This is a genomic window from Agrobacterium sp. ST15.13.013, assembly GCF_027956525.1.
GTDB lineage: Bacteria > Pseudomonadota > Alphaproteobacteria > Rhizobiales > Rhizobiaceae > Agrobacterium > Agrobacterium salinitolerans.
On the sequence record NZ_JAQKGP010000011.1, the window covers coordinates 22175 to 40521 of the forward strand.

The 18347-nt window shown below is 58.9% G+C and carries 20 protein-coding genes; 7 read left to right on the top strand and 13 right to left on the bottom strand.

The features are described from left to right. Positions 1 to 64: 64 nt before the first annotated feature. Positions 65 to 394 carry a hypothetical protein gene (locus tag PL597_RS12830; protein WP_077982077.1) on the top strand — a complete coding sequence of 110 codons (330 nt, stop codon included), beginning with the start codon at positions 65 to 67 and terminating at the stop codon, positions 392 to 394. A 54-nt stretch (positions 395 to 448) separates the two neighbouring features. Here PL597_RS12830 and PL597_RS12835 read toward each other — a convergent pair whose 3' ends face one another. Genes PL597_RS12835 through PL597_RS12845 form a run of 3 tightly spaced genes read right to left on the bottom strand, consistent with a single transcriptional unit; the run spans position 449 to position 3988 of the window. Continuing rightward, complete coding sequence (locus PL597_RS12835) at positions 449 to 1381, bottom strand: DMT family transporter (RefSeq protein ID WP_077982078.1); 933 nt, start codon at positions 1379 to 1381, stop codon at positions 449 to 451. A gap of 51 nt (positions 1382 to 1432) precedes the next feature. Then, positions 1433 to 2101 (bottom strand): DsbA family oxidoreductase, encoded by a 669-nt coding sequence (locus tag PL597_RS12840; RefSeq protein WP_142912341.1) that lies wholly within the window; start codon positions 2099 to 2101, stop codon positions 1433 to 1435. A 39-nt stretch (positions 2102 to 2140) separates the two neighbouring features. Further along, entirely contained in the window at positions 2141 to 3988 is a 1848-nt protein-coding gene (locus PL597_RS12845) for an extracellular solute-binding protein (protein WP_142912340.1), read from the bottom strand. A 304-nt stretch (positions 3989 to 4292) separates the two neighbouring features. Between PL597_RS12845 and PL597_RS12850 the strand changes: the two genes are divergently transcribed. Beyond that, entirely contained in the window at positions 4293 to 4949 is a 657-nt protein-coding gene (locus PL597_RS12850) for an invasion associated locus B family protein (protein WP_077982081.1), read from the top strand. 92 nt (positions 4950 to 5041) lie between these two features. Here the strand turns inward: PL597_RS12850 and hspQ are convergent, their stop codons facing one another. From hspQ to PL597_RS12870, 4 genes are all read right to left on the bottom strand, one after another. Further along, on the bottom strand, positions 5042 to 5371 hold the full coding sequence (gene hspQ, locus PL597_RS12855) for a heat shock protein HspQ (protein ID WP_003508038.1): 330 nt from the start codon (positions 5369 to 5371) through the stop codon (positions 5042 to 5044). Between the two features lie 85 nt (positions 5372 to 5456). Further along, positions 5457 to 6377: a DMT family transporter gene (locus tag PL597_RS12860; protein WP_077982082.1), complete on the bottom strand. Its 921-nt coding sequence runs from the start codon at positions 6375 to 6377 to the stop codon at positions 5457 to 5459. 99 nt (positions 6378 to 6476) lie between these two features. After that, the gene (glnA, locus tag PL597_RS12865) at positions 6477 to 7886 is read right to left on the bottom strand and encodes a type I glutamate--ammonia ligase (protein ID WP_077982083.1); all 1410 of its coding nucleotides are present in this window, start codon (positions 7884 to 7886) and stop codon (positions 6477 to 6479) included. Positions 7887 to 7957: 71 nt separating this feature from the next. Further along, on the bottom strand, positions 7958 to 8296 hold the full coding sequence (locus PL597_RS12870) for a P-II family nitrogen regulator (protein WP_003515720.1): 339 nt from the start codon (positions 8294 to 8296) through the stop codon (positions 7958 to 7960). A gap of 357 nt (positions 8297 to 8653) precedes the next feature. Here PL597_RS12870 and PL597_RS12875 point away from each other — a divergent pair, with 357 nt between their 5' ends. Next, positions 8654 to 10129: an NAD(P)H-hydrate dehydratase gene (locus PL597_RS12875; protein ID WP_271365302.1), complete on the top strand. Its 1476-nt coding sequence runs from the start codon at positions 8654 to 8656 to the stop codon at positions 10127 to 10129. 60 nt (positions 10130 to 10189) lie between these two features. Here PL597_RS12875 and PL597_RS26320 read toward each other — a convergent pair whose 3' ends face one another. After that, positions 10190 to 11230, bottom strand: coding sequence for a GlxA family transcriptional regulator (locus PL597_RS26320; protein WP_077982085.1), 1041 nt, complete (start codon positions 11228 to 11230; stop codon positions 10190 to 10192). Between the two features lie 271 nt (positions 11231 to 11501). Next, the gene (locus PL597_RS12895) at positions 11502 to 11720 is read right to left on the bottom strand and encodes a hypothetical protein (protein WP_077982086.1); all 219 of its coding nucleotides are present in this window, start codon (positions 11718 to 11720) and stop codon (positions 11502 to 11504) included. Between the two features lie 125 nt (positions 11721 to 11845). On the opposite strand from PL597_RS12895, the gene PL597_RS12900 reads away from it, so the two are divergent. Continuing rightward, positions 11846 to 12784, top strand: coding sequence for a LysR family transcriptional regulator (locus PL597_RS12900; protein WP_170985519.1), 939 nt, complete (start codon positions 11846 to 11848; stop codon positions 12782 to 12784). 114 nt (positions 12785 to 12898) lie between these two features. Here the strand turns inward: PL597_RS12900 and PL597_RS12905 are convergent, their stop codons facing one another. After that, the gene (locus PL597_RS12905; protein WP_271365303.1) at positions 12899 to 13819 is read right to left on the bottom strand and encodes a methylenetetrahydrofolate reductase; all 921 of its coding nucleotides are present in this window, start codon (positions 13817 to 13819) and stop codon (positions 12899 to 12901) included. 91 nt (positions 13820 to 13910) lie between these two features. Next, a complete protein-coding gene (locus tag PL597_RS12910) occupies positions 13911 to 14687 on the bottom strand; it encodes a formyl transferase (RefSeq protein WP_271365374.1) in 777 nt (258 codons plus the stop codon). Positions 14688 to 14879: 192 nt separating this feature from the next. On the opposite strand from PL597_RS12910, the gene PL597_RS12915 reads away from it, so the two are divergent. Next, on the top strand, positions 14880 to 15041 hold the full coding sequence (locus PL597_RS12915; protein ID WP_004442283.1) for an entericidin A/B family lipoprotein: 162 nt from the start codon (positions 14880 to 14882) through the stop codon (positions 15039 to 15041). A 105-nt stretch (positions 15042 to 15146) separates the two neighbouring features. Further along, entirely contained in the window at positions 15147 to 15911 is a 765-nt protein-coding gene (locus tag PL597_RS12920) for a phosphodiester glycosidase family protein (RefSeq protein ID WP_271365375.1), read from the top strand. A gap of 9 nt (positions 15912 to 15920) precedes the next feature. Here the strand turns inward: PL597_RS12920 and PL597_RS12925 are convergent, their stop codons facing one another. Further along, the gene (locus tag PL597_RS12925) at positions 15921 to 16271 is read right to left on the bottom strand and encodes a hypothetical protein (protein WP_173989280.1); all 351 of its coding nucleotides are present in this window, start codon (positions 16269 to 16271) and stop codon (positions 15921 to 15923) included. A 270-nt stretch (positions 16272 to 16541) separates the two neighbouring features. After that, positions 16542 to 16931 carry a hypothetical protein gene (locus PL597_RS12930; protein ID WP_165691127.1) on the bottom strand — a complete coding sequence of 130 codons (390 nt, stop codon included), beginning with the start codon at positions 16929 to 16931 and terminating at the stop codon, positions 16542 to 16544. Here PL597_RS12930 and PL597_RS12935 point away from each other — a divergent pair. Then, positions 16930 to 18333 (top strand): L-serine ammonia-lyase, encoded by a 1404-nt coding sequence (locus PL597_RS12935; protein ID WP_271365304.1) that lies wholly within the window; start codon positions 16930 to 16932, stop codon positions 18331 to 18333. The genes PL597_RS12930 and PL597_RS12935 overlap by 2 nt on opposite strands. Positions 18334 to 18347 lie beyond the last annotated feature (14 nt).

The window sequence follows — 18347 nt, forward strand, 5'->3', positions numbered from 1 at the left end:
TAATCTTTGCCTCATACCCGGTGCGGCGGATCGTGAAGCCGCCGGGTGATGAAGGAGCAGGACGATGTGGACCAATATCAACAGGTTTGCCACCGCTGGTCTGGTTGCTTTGACAATTGCGGGCACCACAATTGCCACCACCAGTCAGGCGGAAGCGCGCAATAATTTCGGCCGCGGCCTTGCCGCCGGCATCGCAGGCACGATCATCGGCGGAGCGCTTATCGCCGGGGCAAGACATCCCGGTTACGCTTACAGCCCCGCCTATTACGCGCCGGCTTACGGTCCACCCGTCTACGCTGCGCCGGCTTATGGCCCGCCGGTTTATCCGCGCTGCCATGTGGCTTGGAGGCAGAATGCCTGGGGTGACATGTATCGGGTCAGGGTTTGCGATTGATCGACTGGCAGACCGGCGGTGTGCAGAGCGTCGTCGGTTTTTGCATGTTTTCAGCTAGCGGCTGTCTTCCGGGGTGATGCCAACAGCCACGTTCTGGTCGGTAGCCGCAATCGAGGCGGGAAGCGGTACTTTTCTCTGTTTTTCACGGATCAGCGTCAACAGGCCGGAGCCGACGATGAGGGCGATGCCGATCAGCATCCATCCGTCGATACGGTCGCCGAATATCAGATAACCGAACAGGATGGCCCAGAGCATCTGGCTATATTGCGTCGGGCCGATCATCGCGGCCGGCGCATATTGGGCGGCATACATGACCAGCACGTTGCCGAGCGCGCCGAGCAGGCCGTATCCCGCCAGCAGCAGCCATTGCTCGCCGGCTGGCATGATGAAGGTCGGGACCATGGCGATGCCGCTTATGGTGAGACAGCCGAGCACACCAGCACCATAAAGCGAGACATTCTTTTCCGACGGGCCCATGGCGCGGAAAATGACAATGCTGAGCGCGCCGCTGAAGCCGCCTATGATGGCGCCGAGATGGCCGATGCCGAGTTCGCGGAAGCCCGGACGCAGGATGACCAGCACGCCGAGGAAACCGATGATGACGGCCGACCAGCGCTTGATGCCCACTTGTTCTTTCAGGAACACCACCGACATGATGGTGACGAAGGAAGGCAGCAGGAAGATCAGCGCGAAGGCTTCGGCCATGGAAAGATGGGTAAAGGCGGTCACGCTGCCGACGGCACCCGTGCCGGCGGCAAAAAAGCGGATGATCCACAAGGGCCGGTTTGTCGTCTTCACCACATCCAGCCAGCTGTCATTGCGCTTGCGGATGAATGGCAGGGCGACGAGGCCGAACACGGCGCCGAAAAAGACCGATTCGATCGGCGAAATCTGGCCTTCTATGAGTTTAACGCTCGCATCGCTCCAGGCGTAGGCAGCGAAGGCGGCAAATGCGAGCAGAATGCCTTTCAGGGTCTGGTCGGACACGGAAACACCGGCGGAAAATCGAGTTGCAGAAAACCGCCGGTGGTTTGGCCGTCAGTTCATCGATCTATGCTCGTCCGCCTTGATTTTTGCAATATCCCGCAATGCAGCAATCAGGATGTCAGGCGTTTGTGCACCGCTTATGGCGTATTTCTGGTCGATGATGAAGAAGGGTACGCCGGCGACGCCCATCTGCTGCGCAGCGTCGATTTCGGCAACGATCGTATCCTTGTCCGCGTCGGAGGCGAGCAGCCGCTCGACCACTTTCGCGTCCATGCCAGCCTTTGCGGCAATGTCTGTCAGCACAACATGATCGCCGATATTGCGGCCTTCCTCGAAATTGGCTTTGAAAAGGCCGGTCACGACCTTCTCCTGGAGATCGCGGCCTTCGGAATGGGCCCAAAGCGACAGGCGGTGTGCGTCGAGCGTGTTCGGCCCGATCTTGATCGCGTCGAAATCGTAATTGATGCCGACTTCCTTGCCGAGTTGCACCAGGGTGGCATGGGCCTGTTCCAGGCGCTCCTTGCCGAGCTTTTCCTCGAGAGCGGCTTTCTGGTCGACGCCTTCCGGTGGGTAGTCCGGATTGAGGCGGTAGGGACGCCAGTTCACGTCGACGCTGATTTCATCCTGCACTTCGGCAATGGCGAGATCCAGCCGCGCCTTGCCGAGGTAACACCACGGGCAGACCATGTCCGATACGACGTCAACAACGATTCGTTCCATGGCTGAGGTTCCTTATATGATCGACCTGACGGGGGCAGGTTATTGCGCCCGCGCGTCCCACCAGGTCTGTTTCTGATTGCCCTGTATTGGTGTCATATCCGGGCGGTCGATATATTTCCAGCGTGCGATCCATTGGGCGCCGATGTAATAGAGCGGAATTATATAATGGCCGGCCACAAGCAGGCGGTCGTAGGCGCGCACGGCTGCCTGAAAGTCTTCCGTCGAGCGGGCCTGCAACAGCGCCTCTATCATCCGGTCTATGTCGGGATTGGCAACACCCGCATAGTTGAAGCTCCCCTGCGCATCACGCGAAAGCGAATTCCAGCGGTTCAGTTGCTCCATACCAGGCGAAAGCGACGAGGGCAGGGAGCGGATGATCATGTCATAATCGAAGCTGTTCGAGCGGGACTGGTATTGTCCGTCATCGACGGAGCGGATGCCCATCGCGACGCCGATCAGGTTCAGCGAACGCTGATAGGCAAGCGCGATGCGTTCCTGCGCCGGGTTCTGCGTCATGATCTCAAAGGCGAGCTGGCGCCCATTGGCATCGGACATCTTACCGTTCTTGATGCTGTAACCAGCCTCTTTCAGCTTGTCGACGGCCATCTTCAGCACCTTGCGGTCGGCACCCGTGCCGTCGGTTTCGGGCAGGGCGTAGGTGCCGGCCAGCAGTTCCGGCGACATGGACTTCGCTGCGTCGCCCAGCAGCGCCAGCTCGCGCTCGTCGGCGGCGTTGCCGTAAGCGCCGAGCGGCGAATTCTGCCAGTAGCTTTGGGTGCGCTTGAAGGAGCCGCCGAGGATGTTTTTGTTCATCCACTCGAAATCGAACGCATAGGTGAGGCCCTCGCGCACCTTCTCGTCGGCGAAGACGGGACGTCGTGTATTGAAGACGAAGCCGAACATGCCGGTCGGCAGGCGCGGCTGGAACACGTCCTTGACGATATCGCCGCGATGGACGGCCGGGAAATTATAAGCCTGGCCCCAATGGGAGGTATCGGAGGTGCCGTTGATGGCGTCACCCTCTGGGTAGATGTCGATATCGCCCTTCTTGAAGGCCTCGAACATGGTCGTGACCTGAAGGAAATAGGTGATGCTGATTTCGTCGTAATTATCGAAGCCGACTTTGCCGGGAATATCCTTGCCCCAGTAATCGGGGTTTCGCTCCCAGATGATTCGTTCACCCGGGCGCAGCGTTTTGATTCGGTAGGGGCCGGAGCCGATAACATCGCCAAGGCCCGCCTGTTCGAATTTTTCCGGATCGGTCGCATGTTTCGGCAGGATCGGCGTGGAGGAGGCGAGAATGAGCGGGGTTTCGCGGTTGGCCTTGTCGTTGAAGGTGAAGCGCACACTGCGATCGCCAATTTTTTCCATCTTGGCCACGCCGTCGAGGCGGCTGTTGAAAGGTGGGCGGCCTTTGTCCTTAAGCAGGTTGAAACTGAAAATCACATCGTCAGGTGTGACCGGCTGACCATCCGACCATTTCGCCCTTGGATTGATGTTGAATTGAACGAAGCTGCGCTCATCGTCCCATTCCACCGTTTCTGCAAGCAAGCCATAGAGGCTGAAGGGCTCGTCGCTCGAGCGCAGCATTAGCGGCTCGTAAAGCAGATTGCCGAATTCCGGATCCCAGACACCACGCGCCGTGGTGCGCATTCCCTTGAGAACAAAGGGATTGAGGCTGTCGAAGGTGCCCACCACGCCGTAGGAAATGCGACCGCCTTTTTTCACGTCCGGATTGACATAGGGCAGGTGCCGGAAATCGGCAGGAAGGGCAGGCGTGCCATGCATGGAGATGCCGTGTAGCGGCTGTGCCTGCGCTGCCCCAGCAGGAAGCACGGATGATCCCAAAAGAAACAATGCGGGGATGAAGGCCGCAAGGTTGCGCATGTCATTATCCTGTCTAACTATCCGTCCGATGATCGTTACGATGGTTTATCGTCATGATTCTGGCAGATATGTAGCACAGGGACATTGCAGGACCCATGCGAGTGCGGGAAATCTTGGGTCCGCTCAAGAAAAAGTTAAAGAAGTGCTGGATATCGCCGCGATCGGCATGTAACAGGGTGGCCGGAAGAGACGGGTCACGCATTTGCCTCATTTAAACGACAGTTGAACGGGCAGAAGGATACCGCCATCGGCGAACAGGATCTTGCGGTTCTGTTCTGGCAGACATTCAGGAGACGGAACTCTTATGATGCACAAGGCAAACACATTCACCCGGACAGCTCTGTCCGCTCTGGTCCTTTCTCTCGGCGCAATGTCTGCTCCGGCAATCTCGCAGGCGCAGGATGCTGCTCCCGCCGCTCAGGGCGCTGGCGCTCCGCCGCTCGGCTGGTTCAAGACCTGCTCCAAGCAGGAAGACAACGACGTCTGCGTCGTGCAGAACGTGGTTCTTGCCCAGAACGGCCAGATGATCACGGCTGTCGGCCTCATTACCGTTGAAGGTAAGGTCAACCGTAAGCTGCTGCAGGTCTCGGTCCCCACCGCGCGTCTCATCCCTCCGGGCGTGATGATGCAGATCGACGGCGGCAAGGGCCAGAAGCTCGATTACGCCGTTTGCCTGCCCGACAAGTGCACGGCCGAAGTTCCGCTGACGGACGCCATGATCGCTTCGCTGAAGAAGGGCAACGAGGTGGTCTTCACCTCCATCAACTTCCGCCGCGCACCGAACCCCATCAAGATCGCGCTCACCGGTTTCACCGGCGCTTTTGACGGTCCGGCCATCTCGCAGTCGCAGCTTGCCGAAAGCCAGCGCAGCTTGCAGGAAGGCATGCAGAAGAAGGCTGAAGAGGCCCGCAAGAAGCTGGAAGCCGCACAGGACGCCGCCAAGGGCGCGCCGAAGCCCTGATTGCAGCGTAAGCTTCAGGAACAGAAAAACCGGTCTGGCGACAGACCGGTTTTTTTATGTCCCGGGGAGGGCGGGAGAAAGTTGGCGCGGCGTCAATGCGCCGTCGACATTTTCGGTCGCCATTCGCCGTTCGGTGCTTTGTCGAAGATGCGGCCGATATTGGGATTTCTCAGCGGCGTCTCGTTTTCGTCATGGACGAGGTTCTGTTCGGAAACGTAAGCGACATATTCAGTCTCCTCGTTTTCAGCCAGAAGATGATAGAAGGGCTGGTCGCGATCCGGCCTGATTTCCGCGGGGATGGCGTTCCACCATTCCTCGGTATTGGCATATTCCGGGTCCACGTCGATCACCACACCGCGGAACGGAAACACCTTATGGCGAACGATCTCGCCAAGCGTGAATTTTGCGTCTCTTTGTTTCATGGCATGAACTTCCTTTCCCAATACTAGTTGGGTGCGTAATGCGAAATATCAAGACCTAGCGGTTTGAGGCTGTCTGCCGGCCGGCTCAGCGTCTTCTGCCGATCGGCGCGGTGGCCAGAATGACGCCCCCGGTGACCAGCACAATTCCCACGGCGTGATAGGCCTCGAAGGTCTCCCCGAGGAACAGCGTGGCCATGAGGATCGAGACCGGCGGCATCATATAAAGCGTGACCCCCGCCGTGGCGGGACCGAAGACGCGTACGGTATGGGTGAAGCAATAAAAGGCCAAGAGTGAGGCGAACAGGATGATGCCGCCGATCTTGGCCCAGGCCATTGGGGTGGCGGGCAACATGCCGCCCTGCGCCAGTTCCAGCGCCGCCGGCGGCAGAAGCACGAGCGCGCCGGAAAAGGCGATCAGGCCGAAAAGGCTGAAAGAGGCCATCTGTCGCGCGGCGGGATCGCGCAGCAGCAGCGAGTAGATCGCAAAGCAGATGGCTGCGGTCAGGATCGCGAAATCGCCAATGTTGAAATTCAGGCGCCAGAGGGCGGACACATCGCCCTTCAGCACGATGGCCGCCACGCCGGCAAAGGCGATGACCATGCCAGCCACTTCGAGTTTGCGGATCGGGCGGCCCTGAAAGACGCGCTGGAACAGGATGATGAACAGCGACGACGTCGTATAGATCAGTGTGCCGTTGGCGGCCGTCGTCATGGTCAGCCCCCAATAGACCACGCCGCCGCAAATTCCCATGCCCAGAATGCCTAGGACGAGCCAGAGCAGCGTTTTCCGCCGCACGAAAGCAAGGCAGTTGCGCCAGTCGGCGATCATGAAGGGGGCGATGATGAGGGTCGAGCCGATCCAGCGAATGAAGGCGGCGATGAAAGGCGAGACTTCGCCGACGACGCCACGGCCGAAAATGACATTGCTGGAGAAAAAGAACGGCACCGCCAGAAAGATGAGCCAGTCCGTGAGGCGCGTTTGCTGAGAGGCTGGCTTGTTCGACATTCTTCGCAATGATGGCTGGGTTCCAAAAGAAAACGGCGGCTTTCCGGGGAAAACCGCCGAGATGGATCGAGCGCTCCTGTAGAGCGCTCGCAGGGCCGATCAGGCCGAGTAGTACATGTCGAATTCGACGGGGTGAGGGGTCATTTCGAAACGCATGACTTCCTGCATCTTCAGTTCGATGAACGAGTCGATCTGGTCGTCGTCGAACACGCCGCCAGCGGTCAGGAACTTGCGATCCTTGTCGAGGCTTTCGAGCGCTTCGCGCAGCGAGCCGCAGACGGTCGGGATCTTCTTCAATTCCTTGGCAGGAAGGTCGTAAAGGTCCTTGTCCATCGGCTTGCCGGGGTGGATCTTGTTCTTGATGCCGTCGAGGCCGGCCATCAGCATGGCCGCAAAACCGAGATAGGGGTTCTGGGTCGGATCCGGGAAGCGGACTTCGACGCGCTTTGCCTTCGGGTTGGAGCCGAAGGGGATACGGCAGGAAGCAGAGCGGTTGCGCGCGGAGTAGGCGAGCAGAACCGGCGCTTCATAACCCGGCACCAGACGCTTGTAGGAGTTGGTGGTCGGGTTGGTGAAGGCGTTGATCGCCTTGGCGTGCTTGATGATACCGCCGATGTAATAGAGGCAGGTCTCGGAGAGGCCGGCATATTCATCGCCTGCGAAGGTCGGCTTGCCGCCCTTCCAGATGGACTGGTGAACGTGCATGCCCGAACCGTTGTCGCCGAAGATCGGCTTCGGCATGAAGGTTGCCGTCTTGCCATAGGCATTGGCGACCTGGTGCACGACATACTTGTAGATCTGCATCTTGTCGGCGCTGGAGACCATGGTGTCGAACTTCACGCCCAGTTCGTGCTGCGCAGAAGCGACTTCATGGTGGTGCTTTTCGACGACGACGCCCATTTCGGCCAGAACCGTCAGCATTTCGGAGCGCATGTCCTGCAGGCTGTCGATCGGCGGAACCGGGAAATAACCGCCCTTGACGCGCGGGCGGTGACCGAGGTTGCCGGTCTCGTAATCGGTGTCGTCGTTGGAGGGCAGTTCCGACGAATCCAGCTTGAAGCCGGTGTTGTAGGGGTCTGCCTTGTACTTGACGTCGTCGAAGACGAAGAATTCCGGCTCGGGGCCGACGAAAACCGTGTCGCCGATACCGGATGCCTTAAGGTAAGCTTCGGCCTTCTTGGCGGTGCCGCGCGGGTCGCGGTTATAGGCTTCGCCCGAGACCGGGTCGAGAATGTCGCAAAGGACGACGAGGGTGGACTGGGCGAAGAACGGATCGATATGGGCGGTGGCCGGATCGGGCATCAGCACCATGTCGGACTCGTTGATGGCCTTCCAGCCGGCGATCGAGGAGCCGTCGAACATAACGCCATCGGCGAACATGTCTTCGTCCACACAGACAACATCCATGGTGACGTGCTGCAGCTTGCCCTTGGGGTCGGTAAAGCGCAGGTCCACGAACTTGATGTCGTTATCCTTGATCTGCTTCAAGATATCGTTTGCGGTCGTCATTTAAACATTTTCCTTGAGTGTGATGATGACGAGGTGAAAACCCAAGCCTCCCCGGCTCGGGACGTTTTTAATTATATGGCGTCTACGCCTGTTTCACCGGTACGGATGCGGATGACTTCTTCGACATTGGAAACAAAAATCTTTCCGTCGCCGATACGTCCTGTCTGGGCCGCATTGCGGATCGCCTCAATGACGGCTTCCGCATTCTCATCCGCCAATACGACTTCGACTTTCACTTTCGGCAAAAAGTCCACAACGTACTCCGCACCGCGGTAGAGTTCCGTGTGTCCCTTCTGACGACCAAAGCCTTTTGCTTCCGTGACCGTGATTCCCTGAAGTCCGACTTCCTGAAGGGCTTCCTTCACTTCATCGAGCTTGAAAGGCTTAATGATCGCTTCGATCTTTTTCATGAGAAAATATCTCTCCGCTTCTCCCGTTAAAGCAGGTAACTCCCGCTCTGCCACAAGAATGCACGTATTGTGCCAGATCGGAAGCGGGCTTGAAGAAAAAACTTCGATCCCCCGGCTTTCCGGCACAAAATGCATTCGCTTTTTGCGCTTTTCCAGCCAATTTCTCGCCGAAACGCGAAATATCGACCAGCATTTATGCGCATTTGTATTATTTTAGGAATCCTTGATATTAGAAGGCGTACAGATGTGGCTCGGATTGATTGTCTATATTTTATGCATTTGATTATTATTTCGTCGCACAAAATTGCTTATTTTTGTATCGATTGCCTTTTCGGCGTTTTGAAGGGATGATCGGGCATGAAATTCCTGTCTCCGTTTTCCCTTTTCGATCCTGCTACGATGGCGCTTGTCGATGCGGCGGCCGGGCAGTCCGGCATTCCGCTCTATGATCTGATGGAGCGGGCGGGTCAGGCGGTCGCCTCTTCCGCGTTGCGGCACTATCCACAGGCGCTGCGTTTCGTCGTGCTCTGCGGCGGCGGCAATAATGGCGGCGATGGTTATGTGGCGGCGCGGGCGCTTTTGCACAGCGGAGCGGTCGTCGCGGTTCATCATCTCGGCGATGTCGGCGCGCTCAGGGGCGATGCGCGGACGGCATTCCAGCGAAGCGGCGTGACGCCGCTGCCGCTCGGCGACTATAGGCCGTTCTCGGGCGACGTGGTGATCGACGCGGTATTCGGGGCTGGATTGTCCCGCGATGTTCCGCAGGAACTTATCCGCGTGATCGAGGCGGTCACGCAGGCGAAGGCGCCGGTTCTCGCCGTCGATCTGCCCTCGGGCCTCTGCGGCAGACGGGGCGTGCCTCTCGGTGCATCGTTCAGGGCTGAGCGTACGGTGACCTTCATGGCGCGCAAGCCGGGTCATCTGCTGATGCCGGGGCGGGCGCTTTGTGGAACGCTCGAGGTGTTCGATATTGGCATTCCGTCCCGTATCCTTGATGCCCACGCGGGAGCGGTGGCAGAAAATAGCCCGCCGGTCTGGCGGGATGTCTTGCCTCATGCCGATACGGAAACCCACAAATTCCGTCGCGGGCACCTGACCGTGTTTTCCGGCCCGGCCCATGCGACGGGTGCAAGCCGCATGACCGCGCTTTGTGCACTGAAGGCGGGGGCGGGGATCGTCACCATCGCCGCGCCGAGGCAAGCGCTCGACGTGCTGTCCGTCACGCTAACGGCGGTGATGAACGCGCCGGTGGACGATGCCGACGATCTGCGGTCGTGGCTGGATGATAGGCGTCATGGCACTTTCGTTCTCGGCCCGGGTTTCGGCGATCTCGAAAAGGCGCGGCAATACGTGTCCCTGCTTGGAGACAAGGCGGTGGTGCTGGATGCCGATGCAATTACGGCTTTCAGCGATCATAGGGAGGCCCTGTTTGCGCGCGTCGGGTCGGGCGCGGGCAAATTCGTGCTGACGCCGCATGAGGGAGAGTTTGCGCGACTGTTTCCCGATCTTGTCGCCGACAAGATGTTGAGCAAGATCGAAAGGGCGCAGATCGCCTCGGCGCGCAGTGGCGCGGTGCTGGTCTATAAAGGTGCGGACACGGTGATTGCCGCACCCGACGGCCGGGCGCTGGTCAACACCAATGCGCCGGCGAGCCTTGCTACGGCTGGATCAGGCGATGTGCTGGCCGGCGTCATCGGCGCGCTTTTGGCGCAGGGTACGCCGGCCTTCGAAGCGGCTGCGGCCGGGGTCTGGCTGCATGGCGAGGCCGGCCATAGGGCAGGTGACGGCATGACGGCGGAGGACCTTGGTCATGCGGTTCGGCCGTTTTTGTGAACTGTTTTCCGGTTGAGGCCAGGCGCCTACCATCGCGCCTGAGAGGTTAGAGCCGCCTTCTCAATGCGCGGCCTTGCCCGCCTGATTCGCCATAGCCATTCTCGATGCGCTGATCAGGAGCTTGCGTTCGGCGCGCTCCTGCTGCGGGGTGCGGTTATAGATTTCGCGATAACACTTGGAAAAATGCGAGGCGGAGACGAAACCGCAGGCGACGGCGACTTCGACCACCGGCATGGCCGATTGCACCAGCAGGTGGCGGGCGCGGTCGAGGCGGATTTCGAGATAATAGCGGGCGGGCGAGCGACCCATCTCCTGGCGGAAGAGGCGTTCCACCTGCCGGCGCGAAAGATCGGCCGCGTCGGCGATGTCGAGCAGCGACAGCGGTTCGGCGAGATTGCCTTCCATCAATTCGATGATCGACAGGACCTTGCTGTTCTGGACGCCGAGGCGGGCGCGCAGCGGCAGGCGCTGACGGTCATTGGGACTGCGCACCCGGTCGGTCAATTGCTGTTCGCAGACGCGGTTGACGAGGTTTTCACCGAAATCCTGGCCGATCAGGCTCAGCATCATGTCAAGCGAAGCCGTGCCGCCGGCGCAGGTGTAGATGTTGCTATCGACTTCGAAGAGGTCGGCATAGACTTCCACCTGCGGGAAGGCCTCGGAAAAACCGGGCAGGTTCTCCCAGTGGATCGCGCAACGCTTGCCGTTCAAAAGGCCGGCCTGTGCCAGAATATGGGCGGCGGTACAGAGGCTGCCTATGGCAATGCCACGATTATAGGCTTCGCGCAGCCAGGCGTTGACGGACTTGTTGATGTGTTGGTCCACATCGATGCCCGAACAGATGATCGCCATTTCCGGGCGGTTTTCGCCGCTGACGTAACGCCGCTCATCGGCAAGACAGGTGTCGGCCTCCAGACAGATGCCGCTTGATGACATGACCTTCTGGCCATCAAGCGAGGAGAGGCGCCACTCATAGGCCTGATAGCCCAACATTCGGTTGGCGATGCGAAGCGTTTCAACCGCTGCAGCGAATGGCAGCATGGTAAATTGCGGAATGAGAAAAAAGACGATTGAGCGTTTCTTCTGGGAGTTCCTGCTCATTTGCCCGTGCTCCGTTGCGAATACGCAATTCCTCTCTTGGAATTGGTCTTCTGGATGTCCTGCCTACGACATCTTTAACGAAAAATACGCCGTGGAATCGGGGCTGTCAAAAAATCGCTTTTGAAATATGCAAATTTTGCGACAAGTCTTAAAAAAAGGCGGTGTGTCGCATGTAAAACAGGCAGGCTGTTTTGCGCGCTCGTCCTTGCACTAGACGGGTTGGCGGGGATGGCTCGCACATCTGAAAACGTTGCGAGCCATCGTTTGAATGTCATCTGCGGATGACGTTTATGCGGCTGTTGTCCGTCGTCGGCCATCCGATATCCTTCAATGTTTCAGGAGGCAGTGCTTCCAGTGCACGAAGCATTTTTTCGCGACGCCATGCCGCATAACGGGTGGAAACATGGTCGGACAGGCGATGAAGCCAGCCGCTGGATGACGGACGGTGCGAGGAACGGTTCGCCACCGGTAGATAATGTATCATGGTCATGTCTTGATCCTTTCCTGAACCACGATCCTGTTTGCGATTTCTATAGTCGCCGCCGACGAGGCTCGATGCTCCCCGTCAATCGATTTCACGGATGGTGCGCGCTTGTTGACATTCAATCAAACGAAATGATATCCATCTATAAATCAAAATATTTGAAGGTGCGTGCCATGACCGTGACTTTCCGCCAGCCGCTGCCGTTGCTGGATAACGACATATTGAGAACCTTCGTCGCCATCGCGGAAACGGGAAATTTCTCCACCGCCGCGGAAGTGGTGTTCAGAACGCCTTCCGCCGTTTCCATGCAGATCAAGAAGCTCGAAGAGCAGTTGAAAACGACGCTTTTCCTGCGCGACGCCCGCTCGGTGACATTGACGGCGCATGGCGAGACGCTTCTGACCTATGCGCGGCGGATGATTGCGTTGTCCAACGAGGCCGTGTCTCGTTTCGTCATGCCCGAGCTTTCCGGCGTCGTCCGTCTCGGCGCGCCGGAGGATATTGGCGAGCGCGGCCTGCTGCCGGGCATTCTCAAGCGCTTCGCCGAGGCTTTCCCCGGCATCATGATCGACGTCACCATCGATTCCAGCTCCAATCTCTACAAGCGCATGGATGAGCAGAGGCTCGATCTCGCCCTCGTCAACTGCGCCTCCCATCCCTTGCGGGATACGGGCGAGGTGCTGATGCGCGAGCGGCTTGTCTGGGCAGGCGCCAAATGCGGCGCCGCCTATTTGCGCGATCCGCTGCCCATCTCCATCTGGGAAGACGGCTGCATCTGGCGTTCGGAAGCGATTAATTCGCTGGAAAAGCGAGGGCGCAATTTCCGGGTGGCCTATCTCAGCGGTCATACCATGGCACAACGTGCGGCGATTGTCGCCGATCTCGCCATCGCGCCGCTGCCGCGATCTTATGTGCAGAACGACATGGTCATTCTGGGCGAGAAGGAAGGACTGCCCGAGCTTGGGTGTTTCGATATCCGCCTGATCATGGGTGACAAGGCGTCCCGTCCTGTTCTTGCCGTCGCTGAAAGCATTCGCAATGCGTTTCTCGAGGTTGCCAAGGCGGCTTGAGGCCTCGGGAGTACGCGGCGGCCATGGCCCGTCGCGCCGCCAGAATGGCGGCTTTTAGAGTATTTTTGGCGCATTTCCGGACGGAAACCGGGGTCCGCTTTTCCCGGAAATGCTTTAGCCAGCCCTTGAATCCGGCGATGCAGAACGGTCCGCTGCGCCGGTTTGCCAGCTTCCACGTTTGACCAGCCAGTCGGCCGAATTCTGCAATCCGCCGAAGGGAAAGACGTGAATTTGCCGTATTGGCCCTTGCGGATTGGCCTGCCAGTGCCGCTCGATCGGCCCGACGATGCTTTCCGGCGAGTGTCCTCTGGCAAGCGTCGTCAGGGAAAGCGCGTTTTTCTTCAGATAGGCAATGGAATTGCCGACGCCGCAGAGTGCTGCATATTTCAAGAGCGTCGTGATTTTGGCCGGGCCGGAAACGCCGATATGCACCGGGAGCTCAATGCCAGACGCGATAAGCCCTTCCGCCCAGGCGATGAAACGGGCAGGATCAAAACCGAACTGCGTGACGATGCGCATGGCGGCATCGCTTCTTTCCGCAAAATCGCGTTTCAACCGGAGTGCGGCCATTGCCGTGTCGTCGTTGAAGTCCGGGCTGCCTTCGGGGTGGCCGGCGATGGCAATCTGATTTATGCCGCAACGGTCGAAAATGCCGGTGGACAACATGTCCATGCTGGATGCGAAGGGGCCGACCGGCCGTTCGACGCCGCCGCCGACAACCAGAACATCTGTTACGCCCGCTTCTCCGGCAAGCCGTCTGACCTGTTCTACAAACGCCGCGCTTGAAGGGATGCGTCGTGCTGCAAGATGCGGCACCGGTTCGTAACCGAGGTCGCGCAAATGTGCTGCGGCTTCAACGAGCCGTTCCTGCGAGGCCGCTCCGGTGTCGGTGAGATAGACGCGCACGCCCTGCGGAAAAAGGCCAGCAAGGTCGGTCGTGCCAAGCACCTGCGCGGGCGAGGCTTCGATGGAGGCGGGAATGATGGGAGCAGCGGAAATATCGGGCAATTTGTGCGTGATCCTTTTTATTACCATGCACCTATTTCGCGGCGAAGTCTGTGCCTGTTGCGGCAAGACAGGCTTGCATCTGCGACGAAGCTCGCCCCCAATTCATTGACGTGCGGTTTTACCAGATTCGTTTCGTCAGGCCATTCCACAGCCAGGTCCAGATGGTTGGCGGGAAGCGCAGTACCGATTTGCCGGGCGAAGGCGGCTGCGGCGCAAGGCTGCCGGAAAGGGCGTCCTCTATGGCGCTGACGGCGATATCCACCGAAGCGGCGGTCAAGAGCAGCGGATAGGTGGCAATCGTGTCGGAAGGCGAGGGTTTCAGCCGCTTTTCGTAGAGCGTGGCGCCGGTATCCACACCCTTGTCGACCAGATGCACGGTCGCGCCGAAATTGCCGCGGTCCCTTTCCACCAGTGCCCAGTAACCGCCCATCTGGCCACGATATGCGGGGTTGATGCCGGCGTGGAAATTGATGACCGGGCATTGCAGGGTTTGCAGCGTGGCTGGCTTCAGCAGGCGGCAGGAAATGGTGAAGATCGCCGCCGGTTTCAGCAGATTGGCGGCGTTGCGGCATTCTTCATCGTTGAGCGAGGCGAATTGCGTGACGGGAAGGCTGTGGTGGAGATCGGCGGAAAGACCGTGTTCGGCGATGATCTCAGCGCTTCTACGCACCGTGAAGCGTTTGCCGAGCCGTGAGGCGATCATCGTCGCCATCTGGCCTGCGGCGATTATCCAGCCCAGCCGGCGCGCACGCCGCCGGAAAATCACCGACTTGCTTTCCGGCTGCTCCATGAAAACATGGATATCGGGAAATCGTGTCGCCAGCGCATTGATCATGACATTGGGGTTTGCGCCCCCGGCCGTCATCACCAGAAGCCGATTGTTGATGTCAGTCATATCACCCACGGGATTTTCCTAAGCCATGATCCAGATGCCGAGTTTCACGCGTGAACTTCAAAACCATGTTAATTTTCATCGACGGGATTTTTTGAAATGCCGCTGGAACCGTTTTTTCGGACTCACGTTATTGTGACGCATATCACATCGGCGCTTGCCTTTGGACGGCAAGGCATAGGGGAGTAGTTTCACATGATTACACGTATTCTTTCGACCGTTTTCGTGGCCTTGCTGACCGTTGTCACCCTGAGTTCCTGCGGCAACACCATTCGCGGCATGGGCCGGGATACGGCAAACGCCGTTGACGCGACGCAGGATGCCGGCCGCAGCGTGGACCGCGCAGCGCGCCGTTAATCCACTCCCCTCCCGGAAAGGCGTTGCCCGAGAACCAGGGCGACGCCTTTTCTTTGACCGAATTTCCCTGCGAATGTTCGCCTGATGAGAATCAAAGGGGCGGGCATGATTTTATCGATGAAGAAACTGGCGCAGTTGCTGCTGCCGTTGCTTTTGCCATTTTCCGTGCAGGCCGGCGGGCAGTCGGATTTCTGCAAGGCCATCGACCATGCGGGTGGGCGCTATATCGTCTGCAGTTTCGATCCGGCGAAGAATACCATCCGTATTTATGATCGCGACCATATCTCCGGGCAGGGATATCGGAATTTCACCGATCTTTCTTCAGCCCTGTGGCGCCAGCATGTGTTCAGCATCTTCGCCATGAACGGCGGCATGTATCATTCCGACTATTCGCCGGTCGGCCTCTACATTGAAAATGGGGTGGAGCGCTCATCGATCAGCACGCGGGGCGGCTGGGGCAATTTTCACCTTCTGCCCAACGGTGTGTTTTATCTGAAGGGGGACAAGGCTGGCGTATTGGAAACCGGGGCCTATCTGGCGGCGGATCCGAAACCGGATTTCGCCACGCAATCCGGGCCGATGCTCGTCATAGACGGCGCGCTGCATCCGCGCTTTCTGCCCGATAGCGACAGTCTGAAGCGGCGCAACGGCGTCGGCGTTTCCCGCGACGGCATGGTGCATTTCGCGATTTCGGAAAATACCGTGCGATTTTACGATTTCGCCACGCTGTTCAGGGATGTGCTGGATGCGCCGAACGCGCTCTATCTCGACGGCACGATCTCAAGCGTCGATATTCCCGCGATGAAAAGGCGGGACTCGCTCTTTCCGATGGGGCCGATTATCGCTGTTGTCGACAGGGTGCCGGACTAGGCGGGCCGATCAGATCGGCGCCTTGGGATAGGCTTTTTCGAGACCGGCCGATGCCGTCAACCCCTTGCGGAAGGCGATATAGGCGGGGTGCTGGCTGGCCCTTGCGGTTTCGGTGATGCGAATCTGCAGCCGGGCAGGGGCATTGCCGCCAAGCCATTCGCCCGCCGTTTCCAGTTTCAGGCTGTTGAGGAAACGGGCACTGGCCTGCCGGTCGAGATAAAGATTGAGGCCGGCCAGCAGGTTTTCGTCCTGCAGGGCGTTTTCCATCAACAGCAGCACCCAGGCTTTATCCTCACTGCCAAGCGAAGTGAGTTTCGACGCGACCGTTTCGCGATCAGGAAAGGAGGATGCCTGCTGCATGGAAAGACTCGCATCGTTGTCGTTGCCAACGTCGATAAAGCAGCAATCGCGGCCTTTCAAGACTCGGCGCTTCGGCGAAAGAAATTCGACTCTAAGGTGTTTTGCCGAATGAGTTTTCAACAGGCGTTTGTGGGAAAGCTTTAAATAACGGTTACACTTTAGCCTAAATTGCGGCGATCGCCAAAATGGCGCTTAAACACACATCGCGCTAACACCTTGTTTTTTCACATACCTATGCATACCGCGAATGGCAGCCTGTCAAAAACGCCTTCATTTAGCCGCTTTTTGCATTTGCCTTCGCCGCCGGATTTTAATAAATGCTTGGCTCAACGGGCCGGGTCTTGAAGATCCCCCGGAGAGTGAATAGCTGGAGTAATCATGGAAGAAACCGCTCAGAAATCCTGCTGGGGCGTCACTTTGCGCGCACTTGCAGGCTTTGCCGCTTTTCTCGCATTGACATACATTTTTGGCAGCCCATAAGCACTTCTCCTGAATGACGGGTTTTGAAACGGCGCGGTTTTCCTCTGGAAACCGTGCTGTTTTCGTTTCCGGGACGCTCATGTCGCAGCTGCGCAAACCGCTGACGCTCTTTTGTGGCGATCCGTTGCCGCTTTGGATATGATGGTGGTGGAATCCATTCTTATTCAGGGCGAACTTCATGTTTCTTTCGGTCTTTGACGTCTTCAAGATCGGTATCGGTCCTTCGAGCTCCCATACGATGGGGCCGATGACGGCGGCTAACCGCTTTCTGGCGCTGATCCTTAGCGATGAGTGGCCGCGGCCGGCAGGCGCGGCCGTTGCGCAGCTGAAGGTCAGCCTGCACGGTTCGCTTGCCTTTACCGGCATTGGCCACGGTACCGGGCGTGCCGTCATCCTCGGCCTGACCGGCGAGCGGCCGGACCTTGTCGATCCCGATGCCATGGATGCGATCATCGACACGGTCGAAAAGGCGGGCACGGTCACACCGCCCGGTCACCCGTCCTATCTGTTCCATCCGGCCGAGGATCTCGTCTTCGACAAGAAGAACCCGCTGCCCGGCCACGCCAACGGCATGACTTTTTCCGCCTTCGACAATCAGGGCAGGCTTCTCATCAAGCGCATCTATTATTCCGTCGGCGGCGGTTTCGTCGTGACCGATACGGAACTGGAGGCGATCAAGCAGCGCGGCAAGACCATCGATAACGGTCCGCGCGTGCCTTATCCCTTCGGGACGGCGCGGGAAATGCTGGATATGGCGGCCCGTTCCGGCCGCACCATCGCCCAGATGAAGCGTGCCAATGAGGAGACGGTGGTTGCCCGCGAAGAACTGAACGAGCGTCTCGACCAGATCTGGGAAGCCATGAATGGCTGCATCGAGCGCGGTCTGAAAGTGGATGGCATCATGCCTGGCGGTCTGAAGGTGCGCCGCCGCGCCCGCTCCATTTACGAAAAGCTGAATGCGGAATGGCGCAGCAACCGGTTGAACCCGGTCATGGCCAATGACTGGCTGAGCGTCTACGCCATGGCCGTGAACGAGGAAAACGCCGCCGGCGGCCGCGTGGTGACCGCGCCGACCAATGGTGCGGCTGGTGTCGTTCCGGCCACCGTCAGATATTTCCGGCATTTCCATGAGGATGCGACGATTGACGACGTGCGGGACTTCCTGCTGACGGCCGCCGCCATCGGCGGCATCATCAAGCACAATGCCTCGATATCGGGCGCGGAAGTGGGCTGTCAGGGCGAAGTCGGATCGGCTGCGGCGATGGCGGCGGCGGGTCTTGCCGCGGTCATGGGCGGATCGCCCGAACAGGTGGAGAATGCCGCAGAGATCGCGCTCGAACATCACCTTGGCATGACCTGCGATCCGATCGCGGGCCTCGTGCAGGTGCCGTGCATCGAGCGCAACGCGCTTGGCGCCGTCAAGGCGGTAACAGCGGCTTCGCTGGCGCTGAAGGGTGACGGCCAGCATTTCGTGCCGCTCGATGCCTGCATCGAGACCATGCGGCAGACCGGCAACGACATGAGCGAGAAATACAAGGAAACTTCCACCGGCGGCCTCGCCGTCAACGTTGTGGAGTGCTGAGCGGGCAGGGCGGC